The 11613-nt window shown below is 42.0% G+C and carries 18 protein-coding genes; 1 reads left to right on the forward strand and 17 read right to left on the reverse strand.

Annotated features, from left to right (window positions below):
- The 13 genes from HPY28_RS29760 to HPY28_RS29820 form a co-directional block, all read right to left on the reverse strand.
- Positions 1 to 458 (reverse strand): IS110 family transposase (locus tag HPY28_RS29760; protein ID WP_174231944.1); only part of this gene is annotated, 458 nt, incomplete at its 3' end.
- A 339-nt stretch (positions 459 to 797) separates the two neighbouring features.
- The gene (locus HPY28_RS29765) at positions 798 to 968 is read right to left on the reverse strand and encodes an IDEAL domain-containing protein (protein ID WP_174231945.1); all 171 of its coding nucleotides are present in this window, start codon (positions 966 to 968) and stop codon (positions 798 to 800) included.
- Complete coding sequence (locus tag HPY28_RS29770) at positions 965 to 1807, reverse strand: recombinase family protein (protein ID WP_174231946.1); 843 nt, start codon at positions 1805 to 1807, stop codon at positions 965 to 967. Before HPY28_RS29770 ends, HPY28_RS29765 begins: the two co-directional genes overlap by 4 nt.
- 186 nt (positions 1808 to 1993) lie before the next feature.
- On the reverse strand, positions 1994 to 2503 hold the full coding sequence (locus HPY28_RS29775; protein ID WP_174231947.1) for an HGGxSTG domain-containing protein: 510 nt from the start codon (positions 2501 to 2503) through the stop codon (positions 1994 to 1996).
- A gap of 102 nt (positions 2504 to 2605) precedes the next feature.
- Positions 2606 to 2812: a hypothetical protein gene (locus HPY28_RS29780; protein ID WP_174231948.1), complete on the reverse strand. Its 207-nt coding sequence runs from the start codon at positions 2810 to 2812 to the stop codon at positions 2606 to 2608.
- 124 nt (positions 2813 to 2936) lie between these two features.
- Entirely contained in the window at positions 2937 to 3101 is a 165-nt protein-coding gene (locus HPY28_RS29785) for a hypothetical protein (RefSeq protein WP_174231949.1), read from the reverse strand.
- A 20-nt stretch (positions 3102 to 3121) separates the two neighbouring features.
- On the reverse strand, positions 3122 to 3388 hold the full coding sequence (locus HPY28_RS29790) for a hypothetical protein (RefSeq protein ID WP_174231950.1): 267 nt from the start codon (positions 3386 to 3388) through the stop codon (positions 3122 to 3124).
- Between the two features lie 4 nt (positions 3389 to 3392).
- Entirely contained in the window at positions 3393 to 3854 is a 462-nt protein-coding gene (locus tag HPY28_RS29795) for a hypothetical protein (RefSeq protein WP_174231951.1), read from the reverse strand.
- A gap of 206 nt (positions 3855 to 4060) precedes the next feature.
- A complete protein-coding gene (locus HPY28_RS29800) occupies positions 4061 to 4438 on the reverse strand; it encodes a hypothetical protein (RefSeq protein WP_088906072.1) in 378 nt (125 codons plus the stop codon).
- Positions 4439 to 4461: 23 nt separating this feature from the next.
- Positions 4462 to 4926, reverse strand: a complete 465-nt coding sequence (locus tag HPY28_RS29805) for a CdiA family toxin C-terminal domain-containing protein (protein WP_174231953.1) — start codon at positions 4924 to 4926, stop codon at positions 4462 to 4464.
- Positions 4927 to 5044: 118 nt separating this feature from the next.
- Complete coding sequence (locus HPY28_RS29810) at positions 5045 to 6286, reverse strand: IS110 family RNA-guided transposase (protein WP_174231954.1); 1242 nt, start codon at positions 6284 to 6286, stop codon at positions 5045 to 5047.
- Between the two features lie 120 nt (positions 6287 to 6406).
- Positions 6407 to 7186 (reverse strand): recombinase family protein, encoded by a 780-nt coding sequence (locus tag HPY28_RS29815; protein WP_174231955.1) that lies wholly within the window; start codon positions 7184 to 7186, stop codon positions 6407 to 6409.
- The gene (locus HPY28_RS29820) at positions 7183 to 7449 is read right to left on the reverse strand and encodes a hypothetical protein (RefSeq protein ID WP_054977407.1); all 267 of its coding nucleotides are present in this window, start codon (positions 7447 to 7449) and stop codon (positions 7183 to 7185) included. Before HPY28_RS29820 ends, HPY28_RS29815 begins: the two co-directional genes overlap by 4 nt.
- Before the next feature lie 162 nt (positions 7450 to 7611).
- Here HPY28_RS29820 and HPY28_RS29825 point away from each other — a divergent pair, with 162 nt between their 5' ends.
- The gene (locus tag HPY28_RS29825) at positions 7612 to 7818 is read left to right on the forward strand and encodes a helix-turn-helix domain-containing protein (protein ID WP_054977408.1); all 207 of its coding nucleotides are present in this window, start codon (positions 7612 to 7614) and stop codon (positions 7816 to 7818) included.
- 499 nt (positions 7819 to 8317) lie between these two features.
- On the opposite strand, the gene HPY28_RS29830 is transcribed toward HPY28_RS29825, so the two are convergent.
- The 4 genes from HPY28_RS29830 to HPY28_RS29845 all read right to left on the reverse strand — a co-directional run.
- Complete coding sequence (locus tag HPY28_RS29830; RefSeq protein WP_174231956.1) at positions 8318 to 8926, reverse strand: helix-turn-helix domain-containing protein; 609 nt, start codon at positions 8924 to 8926, stop codon at positions 8318 to 8320.
- 636 nt (positions 8927 to 9562) lie between these two features.
- Positions 9563 to 10249 carry an Imm3 family immunity protein gene (locus tag HPY28_RS29835; protein ID WP_174231957.1) on the reverse strand — a complete coding sequence of 229 codons (687 nt, stop codon included), beginning with the start codon at positions 10247 to 10249 and terminating at the stop codon, positions 9563 to 9565.
- 22 nt (positions 10250 to 10271) lie between these two features.
- Positions 10272 to 10856: a deaminase domain-containing protein gene (locus HPY28_RS29840; protein WP_174231959.1), complete on the reverse strand. Its 585-nt coding sequence runs from the start codon at positions 10854 to 10856 to the stop codon at positions 10272 to 10274.
- Between the two features lie 81 nt (positions 10857 to 10937).
- Positions 10938 to 11613: transposase (locus HPY28_RS29845; protein WP_174231958.1), on the reverse strand; the 676-nt coding region annotated here is incomplete at its 5' end.

Here is an 11613-nt window from a genome sequence, read left to right on the forward strand (position 1 = left end):
AAGATCAATCCCTTTACCAAGCCATTCCTTCTCGTCACCAGTTGACCAATCGTCCTGTATACGTCTTGTGGGTTCGCGTCGGGCAAGATGTCCAACTTGTTTAACAGGATTCTTGCTACACACTCCGCATCCCAGCTATCGCTTTTTTGTGTAGTCGGGTAACTTTGGCGCTCGGCATACGACAGAGCGGAATTGACCTCCTTCGCCTGCTGTTTATTTTCTAACAGGTACACCGCTAACGAACGACCATATCCGCCTACATCTTCCAGCCCATACACAGGAGTCATGCCTCGATTCTTGAATTGCTTGACATACGTGATTAGTTCATCAAAAGCGGCGGGCTTGTTCTCAAACGTAATTTCCCCCTGTTTCTCGTTCCAGCAGTTGATGACTACCGCCGTATGTGTTTTCTTGTGCAGATCAACTCCAATGTAAAAATGCTTCTGTTTGTAGTGCATGCAAGGTATCACCTCTGTCTATGAAGTACGTTGAAAGGTAAAATAATGTCGGCAACCTCAGCTCAAGCGTTAGTCAACAAGTGACCCGCAACGGGACGCCAGCCAGTCCATTTTCTATTCGTTCAACGTCTGTATGACTACATATATTGAAACTTCAATAGTTTTTAAGTACCTTGCAAAAATATTTTTCTACAATCCCTACACAACGGGTAAACATAATCATATGAGATGGTTCGCTCTCGTTTGTATCTCCGTTCATCGGTGTCATTTGTGGTAATCCTACATGAGAACGTCATCTCGCCCGGTTTTCGTTGGTCTGCTGTGGAGTATGCTCGTATCCTAGTCGAGTACACCTAACTCACGACGCATTTCAATCTCCAGTTCACGTAACCGCTCTTGCTTGGTAACCAGTTCCTCAAACCATTCCTTGTCCTTCATGGCTAGAGCCATGTCAATCATTTCGTCGTAGTCTTCTGAACACATCATCATTCGCTCTTTGAATTCGCTCATTTGTCCAGCCTCCCATTGTTTACGTGATGATTAGCTGACCTGCCTTGCTTGTTCCACAACTGGCGGCTAATGATACGAGGAAACACATCTTTCTGCCTAATGCCATTCTGCTCTTTTTGCCCGTTGTACATGTTGAACCCTGTGTACGTCTCATTGTTCAAAATGTTTTGTACCTGTACGACTGTCCAAGCCTTTCCTGTCTTGGTTTGGATACCAGCGTTGTTCAGCAACTTGGCGATGCGATAAGGGTTCGTTCCTTCTACATATTCCTGAAAAATGTATTTTACGGTGCTGGCTTGCTGTTTATCCAGTTCAATGTTTCCGTTCCACAGCCTGTAGCCATAAGGAATACCTCCGCCAGCATATTGATTCTTTCTAGCCGTAGCGATTCGTCCGTTTCGGGTACGTTCATTGATGGTTGCACGTTCAAACTCAGCAAAACCGCCAAGCATTTGCAAGAAAATCTTCCCTTGCGGAGTCGAGGTATCCATTCGCTCCGTCACACTAATGAACGCCATGTCTTGTGGTTCCAGTTCCTCTTCGATCAAGTCCAGCAGATGATTCAATTGACGATGGATACGGTCTGATTTCGTCACGACAATCCCGCCAACCTCATGTTCGGGCTGCTGAATGTAATGCAGCATCTCTTGATAACCATCTCGTTCTATTGTGCTGCCGCTAACTCCTTCGTCCTTGAAGATCGCTGCCAGTTGCCAGCCCTGACTCACGCAAAACGCTTCAATCTGCCTTACCTGTTCACTAATGGATGTGTTCTCCATCTGACTGTCCGAGGAGATACGCACATAGCCTACCCATTTCTTGACCTTCGTTTCCTTCATGTAAATGCCTCCTGTTTTTGTAACACCATACGACCTTACGGAAGGCATTTACAACCCTCTTTATCCTTTTTGCGGCTCGTTAACCGTGATCGTGGTAAAGCATGTTTACATTCATTTTTAGATGCCACGCCTTCTGCGGTAGTAAAAAAGAGCGAAACAAAGCGTGTGCTCTGTCTGCTCCTGTCTTCATCCTTGAAACTTGCTTCTCGCTTGTTGCAGTATCTCGACCAACTGGTCTAACGATCCGTCGCTTTTCTGCTTCTGCATATCCCTGAGCTTGCCGTTCTCCCGAATAAGTGCCGCAACATTCATCTGGACTTTGGTGATGGCGTCTTCCATCGCTCTGATTTCAGCAGGGTCAGGATTGTCCTTCTGTTCCTCTTGCTGAATACGTTGAAGCATTCGCCTAATGCGTAACGCTGAAAGTCGATACTCGCTATCCACCTGTACATTCGGGTCGGTTGAAACCTGAAGGTACAACTCTTGCTCTTCCTCCGTTAGCGTATCTAGCCAGATCGTTTCATACAGTCCATGCTTCAAGGCGTTTTTGTTGCCTTTCAGGCTCTCGCTATGCTTCGCCCTGTCCTTCGGACCCGTGGATTTTCCACCATGCAACTTGCAACGTCCATTCTTTAGAGCCGTTTTTTTACAAGCTTCACCGCTTTTCGTCTTGGCTCCGCATCGTTTCTGTTCCATTTTCACATCCCCTAACCTCATTTCATGGGGTATCGTTTCCCCGACCCGGAGGAGGTCATCCTGCCCCCAAGCTGTTTATCTATCTGTTTCAATACATGTTCACTATTCTTGTTCATCTTCTTCAAGAAATGACTCCTTTAATGCTTTCCTTCTACTTTCTTCCCTCTGTTTCTTATGCAACCGAAACTCCTCAAGCTGTTCCGTTTTAGCAATAAACGTAAAGCAGTCAAAGTACATACGTGTTAGTTCTGCTTTCGTATTAATCTCGTGAAGTAACAGTTCCCATAAGAATTCTTCATGTTTCGTCATTGTGCTATTTCCCCCTGTGACGTTCATATTTGGTTGCTCTCGTGGTTTCGTGCCTGCTGCGGTAAAATGTCCTTGGTTGTATGTTTGAATCGGTGCTCAGCCTAAGAGCGCCTGGCTGCATGTGTTATTCCTTAGACTGCTTCGCTTTACGTTCCCAGTATCTGTGCTCGTATTCTTTTTCCTTTAATCGGTTCTCCGGCTTCTGCCGCCATTTGCGCCGATATTCTCGTTCATACTGTCTTCTGTATTCCCGACGTGCTTCTAATGCTTCTGGACTTAGGTTCAACATCTCTCTATTCCTCCCTCTGGTTACGTTCTGCCTCTAGCGCTATTCATCGTTTCACGTACTGCGTCCTGAACCGTCACTCTCAATTCTTCTGTTGAGTCTTTATCATCAACTTCAATGACTTCACTATCGTCTACGATCTCAATTACAAAGCTATCGCTGCTCTTGTTGGCCTGCATCGTACAGGCTCCCTTCTCCGTAATCAGTTCAATTCGTTTGCCTGTGCCCTTAAGATTCTGCAACAGATCGCGCATCACGCCTTGATATTTTTGAGGTATCCCGTTATTCATTCACCTAACCCTCCAGTTCTGCAAGCTGAGCCACTTTTTCAGCCAATACTTGCCTTGTTTGTGCCAGACGCTCTTCTGCATCCTGAATCATTTTGACCGCTGCAGCCTTTGCATTTTCAAGTTCTTGCTCCTGCCGTGCTTGAACTGCCTCGTTATACCGTATAAGCTGCTTGCAATCTGATGCTTCTTGCTCTAGTCTGTCTATGAGTTCTAGTGCTTGCTGGCGTGGCAGTCCATCCTTCTGATCTGCTACCGCGTCCAAATGCTCCGCATGCTTCAACAACTGCTGAATCTCTTCGCTAACCTGAAAATCTGTAAGTCCTGTTTGCTGCAACGCTGCCGCCTGTTCACGTAATTCCCTTGCCTGCTGACAGTAACCACAAATATCATCCATAAGCTGCTCATACTCTGCTTGTGCCTGTGCAATCAATCCTACCTGATTTACTTCCTGTTCTCGTTTCGCCATATCATTCAGCTCCTTCGTTTATTTTCTGCACGCAAAAAAGCTCATTCCTACTCATAGTTCAAGTGGGAAAGAGCTTTTGAAAGTTTATCAAGTGTTTGAATTGTTTAGTGTTTGGTTTGTTGGTTGTATTATACGATCTTGTTGTTGGAGTTGTAAACTGATTTACACAATATTTTTGGCACAGTCTAAATTACTATATCTCTAATTTATTGAAAATTTTTAAGTAATACGTTTGTAGCCTTTTCAAGCTCGTTTAATATTTCCTCTTTTTCAGTCTCCCCAAATCGAGAAATAGCCACTTCCAACCCATGCTCAATTAAATTCAAGAACTCCTTATAGCTTAAATACGATAGCTCTTCAGGATAACCAGGAAATTCCTTGCTTAATACCACTTCGTCTATTTCACATTTTTCAGGATCATCATTATCATACGTATTGTATGTAGCTATCATACAAACATCATCAAAAATAACCCCTTCCTTTGTAATTATTATACCTATACATTTTAATATCCTTGATTTATTAATAAAAATCCCATTAATAAAATCATTATGCCACTCATCAGTCATGGTTATTCTACTCATAAACATTCTCCTAACTATACCTATTAATCAAAGTTTGTAACTGGATGGAAATTGGTAATTTCTCCATTTCTAAAATACCCTACAAATTTCATTCCATTTGATGCTTCACCGCAAATCAAGTATCCATTTAAATATCCTTTTTCCATTGCCTCCAAGCCCCATTGATACATTTGTTCATCACTATATACTAAAGGGTCGTAAACTGTCTTTGGATTACCTATTTCTTTATATTCATCTAAATATTTCCCCTTTCCATCACCTCTTGGTATTTTATAATTAATAGTCATTAATCCAGGAAAATCTCTATCGTATATAATATTCTCTGGGCTTATCATATTATCAATATCTTTTCCTGTTGATTTTAATTTTTTATAAAACTCTTCAGAATTATGTGTTCCGATAACGCCCTTTTTACCACTAATAGGATCATTAGTAGCAATTAGATGTGTTTTTGCATCGGGGGAGAGTGTATATTCGATATCAATCATTGGTTTTCCTTGCTTCCATGCCTCAACAGTTGCCTGAGCATCACCCGTCCCCTAAGTTGTAATCTTAAACTGGGGAATAAAGAAGGTGGCAATCGTTTTACCAATCACCACCATTCTATCATCCTGCTTGACGGTCTGTTAGGGGAGTAACCATCCTGTATTCCGTCTTGTTCTTCATCATGCTATAGATGATGTTTACAAGCCTTCTCATAACGCATATGAGGGCTTGTTTCTTTGTCTTGCCTTCTCCTAGCTTCCTTTGGTAGAACTCGTGCATGAGGGGATTTCGCTGTTTCTTGTTGCTTCCTTTGGCTACTTGGATTTGTTGAACAGCTAAGTTGTGAAAGATACTATTCAATACTCGATTGCCTTGTCCGCTTGCTTGATCTTTTCCCTTGCCGCCCGAACTAAAGCGAACAGGAGCAATTCCTGCAAAACGTGCTAATTTATCCGCTTTTGAGAAGCGGTTAATATCACCGATTTCCGCCACCAGTTGAGAAGCGGTTACGACATCAATGCCATCCATCGACTCTAATTTGTAATCTAGTTGAGGCATGACCTGTCGAAGTTGAGCTTCTGTTTCTTTAATCAGTTCTCTGCTTCGTTTCATGTCCTGTACCATGTTCACAATGAGGAAGTCTCTGGATTCTTGGTAATTTCGCTTTGTCTCCCCATCCTTCTTTACCAATTCCAGAATTCCTTCTGCTTTACGGGTAGAACAGGTGTTATGGCTAGCTTTGCGAAGATAGGTTGCCAGTTCCTCTTCCCCCACCGTCTCCAAGTGATGTGGTGCAGGGTATTCTTCCCAAAAGGCAAGGGCGGCTTTCCCGTCAATGTCACAAAAGAACTTTTTATAGGACGGAAAGTGGTAGCTTAGTTGTTGGTGCAATTGATTTTTCAATGAACTGGCATGTTTGACCAATGCGTTACGTCTTGCCACCAGTTGCCCGATTGTCCAGTAAATATCCTGTGGATTTGCGTCTGGCAGTTCATCCAGTCTGGAGAGCAACACTTTGGCGATACAATACGCATCCCAACTGTCGCTCTTTTGTGTGGTGGCATAGCTCTTACGCTCATTGTAGGAAAGGGCAGAGTTGACTTCCTTGACGATTTGTTTTTTCTCGACAAGATGAACGGCGAGTGCTCTACCGTTGCCGCCCGTGTCTTCCAATCCATAGACAGGAGTCATTCCTTTTTTGCAATGCTTCTTGACCCACTTCAACAAATCATCGAAACTGTTTGGCTTGTTTTCAATTTGGATTTCATCCAGTTTTGTATTCCAACAGTCGATAATGACGGCTGTATGGTGGGCTTTATGTAAATCTAGTCCGACATATATATGCTTTTGCTTGTAGTGCATAAAAGGAATCACCCCTGTATACAAATTCTTTGATGATTAGGAATAGAATGGGGGCAACCTCAGTTCGAGCGTTACTCTTTCGAGCCGCAATGGGACGCAAGCCTCTCCATTCAGTTCCTGTTACAGAATGGCTTCATGCAAGCCAACTGCTTGTATATCTCCATAGCAATATGTACCGCTATAAAAATCACGTTTGTCTAAGATTCGTTTAACTTGTACTTTTGTAAACAATCTGCCTTGCCCAGTTGTATAGCCTTCTTGGTTCAAGGTTTCAGCTATTTGGGTTAATGACCAAGCAGGATGCTGTTCCTTGATTTCAAATACTCTACGAACGGTCTCAGCGTGTCTCTCGTCTACTTGGATACACTTCTGCCCTTTCTTGGCTTTGTATCCGAATGTAGCTCTACCACCTGCATAGCCGCCCTGTTGGGCTTTCTTGCTCCTTCCTCGACTTAACTTCATAGCGATTTCAAGACGTTGGTAAGCGTCTAGCAACTCCATCAAGCCGTTAATCAGGAAGTCATTCGGGTCTTTCTTGTAAATGCTGTAGGTGGGTTGTTCGATGCTCCGAACGTCCACCCCGTATTTTTTAAATTCTCTGTGAACGAGAACCTTCACAATGTCAGACCGCCATAAACGGCTTGTATGGAGGACGACAACTGCATCAATGGTTTTACTGGCTAGGGCGGTTAGCATGCTCTGGAAGCCTTTCCTGTCCACCTCAAGAGCATCCTCGTTGACCTTTGCTCCACTGATTCCTTCGTCCACATATATGTTCATCAAGTTCCATCCTTGCTCCTGACAATAGGAGCGGATTTCATCCTGCTGATACCCTAGACTGTAACCGTCCTTTGCTTGTCCGCTAGTCGAGACTCTTACGTAACCGATGACGTTCTTCATGTTGTCGCTCCCTCAGTAAACTGCATCTCACTCGTAATTAATGCCTGTTCTAACTTGAGATGACAACATTCCGTACGTAAATCCATCTCAATACGATTAACGGCTAATACAATATCCTCTATGGCTGTACGCTGACAACGAAACCCTTCCCGAATGGTAAAGTCCAAGATAGCAGATTGATAAGTGATACAGGTTTTCAATTTCTCATGAACAACAGCTTCTCTCATCTGCAACTGTTCCAGTCTGTGGATTAAGTGATTCATGCCATCTCCCTCTCCGTAACAGTAATTGAGATTATCGTAACGCCTAATAGATACAAATGAATTATATATCTACTAAGCGATACAATCAATCACTTTTATTAGACCCACCCAATCCGTATACGTATAATAAAGAGAGGTTGATGTTTGGAAAGAAGGTTAGCTATGCCTATTATCGTGAAACTCAAGGAAATATTGGCTGAAAGAAACATGTCCCAACGCGAACTAGCCAGACTTACGGGATTAAGACCAAATACAATCAGTCATCTATGCTCAAATGAAGTCGATAGAGTCCATCTCAGCACGTTTGAAGTCATATGTAAGACGCTCGACATCGAACTTCATGACCTTATCGTTATGGAAGATGAGTAGCACATTGCCGCACCGCCCTCATAGAACCACGTTATCAGTAGATACACCCCCCTCTTTGTAAAAGCCTTATGTGTGTTCTCAGAGCCATTAAGAGAGCCGTCCGACAGGGCAGGGCGGAGAAGGGGGGCGGCGGAACTCTTTCTTTGATTATTGAGTAAAGTATCCGCAAAAGAGTTATCCGCCGCTTTTTACAATCCCCTCCAAGAATCAAGAATCTCCCCCGAAAACGCAGACCGCCGCACGGCGTCTGCTGATTCTTCTTTCATTGATTCTTCTATTGGTTCTTCTTTATTGAGTATTGTTTATGATTATTATTAGTGAGACTATCTGACGCTTCATAACAGACTTTATGTCTATCATCCAGACTCCCTGTCCTTCTAAACCGACTCTATGTCTAAATCGTGGACACATTGTCTACAGCACCCTTTTTGCATCCTTCAACAGACTATTTGACGGTTATCTGGACAGAGAGTCTGCTGAAATGACAGACTCATCATTTTTACCCGTTCACATCGGGCGGAAAGCGTTTGGTCATTTCAGCTTTCAGGAACTGAGCATAGCTTTCCAGAATCTCCTTCTCAGCGAATTTGTCAATGGGCAGTCTTCTTTCATTGAGTCTTTGAAGTTGGTCAATATACGACTTGTATTCGTCACGCTTGACCATTCCCTGAACCCAAAGCGTCAACTCTCGCTCGTTTACCTGCTTCCGTATACTCCTAATAAACTCATGAGTCTTTTCTGACATAAGCAGATATGGGTGGCAATGCAGATAATTTGGCAGGAAATACGTGTTGTTCTTACCCTGACTGACCAGAATCATCTCCTTGTCTGCCAATTCCTTGATATGGCGTTCTACTGACTTTGAACTGCATCCGACATTTCGGGCAATCATTTCGATGGTCGGATAGCATTGACGTTTGTCGCTCATATAAGCGATTAGGTCAATCAGAATCAGCTTCTCATAATGTGTTAAGCCGTAACACCGATGGATTTTATGCGGCACTTTTGTAAACCCTTTATGCTGTGATGTGAACTGACTCTCTTGACTTACCTTGTCCATGTACTCATTAGCGGCTTGACAATTCTGAATTTGAACAAAATCCTTCATTCCCTTTACCTTCCTTCTCGCAATTTAGTTCCGCCTCGGAGCGGCTATGAAGTTAGGAAGGCGGCTAGCCTACACGTTACCTTACCTGTTATATGTCAACTGGTCGTCACCAGATTCATTTCTTCACAGTAACAATCGCGATAACTTGCCATTCAGTTGCTGATAAAATCAAAAATATTTTCGATGTAGCCCCCACTACTATTAATTGTCGTGCTACACATCCTTAAAGGTGCGATTGGTTAGTTTCTCATCCTTTCTAATAGGGCGACATACCGTACAGTTACGATTGAATTCAAAAAACTGCGAGAAAACGAAGCTAACAAAAAACAGATCAATCATGGTGGTATCTGACCATAATTGACCTGTTTAATGTATCGGAATAGCACTTTTTAGGGTATAAAGCCAAAGCATTGATGTGCGTACAAATAAAATGAAAAAGTCTTTATTCGAATACAACTTGAGTTAAGTCTACTTAGATTCATCTGCCCTACTCATTCGGCACTGGGTGGGGTCTACCCATCAACAAACCGCAATAGGATAAAAGACCACGATACGTTCGGCTATCTCGCATTGTGGCTTAGTCGGTTCTATTGCATTATCTTTTTGTTGTTGTATAACTCCATACAAATATCTTGACTATAGTTTACTCAACACATCCTTAATTCGACTAGATAGGTCTCTCTTCTCATCTTCCGATAATTGTTCCCCAATATCATTCAAATCGAACTGCTCTAATTCACTTTTTATAATCCTAATATTTTCATTTGCTCGTATATTATTTAGTAATAATAATTCAGCTAAAGTTGTTTTGACAGTTATGTTTTCACTTGACGTATTTCTACTATCCCTCTTAAATCGTTCCAAGACATTATTAACAATATCTTCTCCACTACATGCTTCAAAATTTTGATTTTGAAAATACTCCCTAACGTTATTTGTCATTTCAAAATAATACCATCTTACTACAGGATAATAATCCAATGGCTTTGTATCTATTTCTTGTAAGATTCTATCTCTACGGATAAGTAAATCCTTAAATTGCTCATCTGTTACTACGTTTTTTAGCTTATTTAAATCTAGTGAAAGTAAATCTTTTTTTGTTGTTTCTTTAGCAGTAACTAGTACCTTTGATTGCTTTAGTAACAATTCTCCATATATAATGTGGATAATTGCCTTCTCCATCTCTCCTTGATTTTGGATTGCTTCATACACATTGTATGTTCTAGCAAGTGATTCAGAATCACTCATATTTGCGTTTTTATATGAAAGATAATCTTCCATAAAAGATTCAAATAACTCCTCGTATTCCCACTTCAAACTCATTCCAAAATTACCACCTTTTAATTTATTTTTCGGGTTTAGGAAGTTCTTTAGGAGGCACTAAATTGCCACTATTATGAATTACCTCAATTTCAATTCTCGGATATCTTTCTTTAAATTTACCGATTATATTGTTACAGCTTGCGCATGTATCTCTTTCGGTAAATATCTTCACTTTCCCTGTAGCATTAGGATTATATCCAATCTTTTGGGCTAAATCATTCATTATTTTGTATTCTGAATCTTCTAGTCTTTCAAAAACACTTCCCTTATTATCTGGTGCTTTTGTAGCATTAAACACAGGATCATCTGGTAAGAAAGAAAAACCATTTAAGTTCGGATTCCCTGATGAAAAATCAACTTGACTGGAGGCATAAAACTCTCTTTGATTTACAGTCGGAATGTCTACTTCAGCGTATCCAAAGTTTCCTCCCTTTTTTAATACTGTTTTAGATAAACGACTTTTCAGTTCACTTACTCTATCAATAATATAAGCATCGGCAACAGGATCAACTTTCCTTGTTTCTAGCCACTTAAAATTAATTAACTGGTCCGTATTCGGATCAAGTGCGTACCTATATTCAAGTGGTGTTGATCCATGTTCTACAATAGGTTCACCCGTCCCCTATGTTGTAAAGCTAGTCTATTGAAAAGGAACGGTGGTTGCTAGAATACTAGCGATACCACCAGTTTAGCTTACTTGTTTTTCAGTTTGTTCTGGGAGACGGAACGCTGTTTTGTTCTTCATCATGCCGTAGATGATGTTGACTAACCGCCGCATGACACATACCAAGGCTTGCGTTGGTGTTTTGCCTTCTTCTTTCTTGCGGTTGAAGTATTCGTAAAAGAGCGGATTGCGTGGCTTTTTGCTCCCTTTTGAAACTTGCACTTGCTGGACAGCTAGGTTGTAAAACAAACCATGCAGTATCCGATTACCCTGTCTGCTTTTTTGGTTCGTACCTTTGCCGCCGGAACTGAAATTGACAGGGGCTATCCCTGCAAAACGTGCCAGTTTATCTGCGCTGGCAAAACGGTTAATGTCGCCTATTTCTGCCACTAGAGAAGATGCCGTTACCAAATCTATGCCTGGCATCGTTTCTAGTTGGTAGTCTAGCCGTTTCATCATACCTTGCAGTTCGCCTTCTACATACTCGATTTCCTTCTTGTTGAACTGTATGTCCCGCACATGGCTCTTGATTAGAAAGTCTCGTTGTTCCTGATAGCTTCTCGTCGTATCACCATCTGCTTGCACGAGTGCCAGTATTTCTTCTGCCTTCCTTGTCGAACACGCATTGCTACTTGATTTCCGTAAAAACTTCGCAAATTCTTCGACCGAGACACCGTTTAGTACGTGTGGGGCAGGGTAC

The sequence above is a fragment of the Brevibacillus sp. HB1.2 genome, from assembly GCF_013332495.1.
Taxonomy (GTDB): domain Bacteria; phylum Bacillota; class Bacilli; order Brevibacillales; family Brevibacillaceae; genus Brevibacillus; species Brevibacillus porteri.

Bases quoted from the DNA above. Each gene is read 5' to 3' on its own strand.
- HPY28_RS29765 (WP_174231945.1), bottom strand. From the start codon at position 968: ATGAGCGAATTCAAAGAGCGAATGATGATGTGTTCAGAAGACTACGAC.
- HPY28_RS29770 (WP_174231946.1), bottom strand. From the start codon at position 1,807: ATGAAGGAAACGAAGGTCAAGAAATGGGTAGGCTATGTGCGTATCTCC.
- HPY28_RS29775 (WP_174231947.1), bottom strand. From the start codon at position 2,503: ATGGAACAGAAACGATGCGGAGCCAAGACGAAAAGCGGTGAAGCTTGT.
- HPY28_RS29780 (WP_174231948.1), bottom strand. From the start codon at position 2,812: ATGACGAAACATGAAGAATTCTTATGGGAACTGTTACTTCACGAGATT.
- HPY28_RS29785 (WP_174231949.1), bottom strand. From the start codon at position 3,101: ATGTTGAACCTAAGTCCAGAAGCATTAGAAGCACGTCGGGAATACAGA.
- HPY28_RS29790 (WP_174231950.1), bottom strand. From the start codon at position 3,388: ATGAATAACGGGATACCTCAAAAATATCAAGGCGTGATGCGCGATCTG.
- HPY28_RS29795 (WP_174231951.1), bottom strand. From the start codon at position 3,854: ATGGCGAAACGAGAACAGGAAGTAAATCAGGTAGGATTGATTGCACAG.
- HPY28_RS29800 (WP_088906072.1), bottom strand. From the start codon at position 4,438: ATGAGTAGAATAACCATGACTGATGAGTGGCATAATGATTTTATTAAT.
- HPY28_RS29805 (WP_174231953.1), bottom strand. From the start codon at position 4,926: ATGATTGATATCGAATATACACTCTCCCCCGATGCAAAAACACATCTA.
- HPY28_RS29810 (WP_174231954.1), bottom strand. From the start codon at position 6,286: ATGCACTACAAGCAAAAGCATATATATGTCGGACTAGATTTACATAAA.
- HPY28_RS29815 (WP_174231955.1), bottom strand. From the start codon at position 7,186: ATGAAGAACGTCATCGGTTACGTAAGAGTCTCGACTAGCGGACAAGCA.
- HPY28_RS29820 (WP_054977407.1), bottom strand. From the start codon at position 7,449: ATGAATCACTTAATCCACAGACTGGAACAGTTGCAGATGAGAGAAGCT.
- HPY28_RS29825 (WP_054977408.1), top strand. From the start codon at position 7,612: ATGCCTATTATCGTGAAACTCAAGGAAATATTGGCTGAAAGAAACATG.
- HPY28_RS29830 (WP_174231956.1), bottom strand. From the start codon at position 8,926: ATGAAGGATTTTGTTCAAATTCAGAATTGTCAAGCCGCTAATGAGTAC.
- HPY28_RS29835 (WP_174231957.1), bottom strand. From the start codon at position 10,249: ATGAGTTTGAAGTGGGAATACGAGGAGTTATTTGAATCTTTTATGGAA.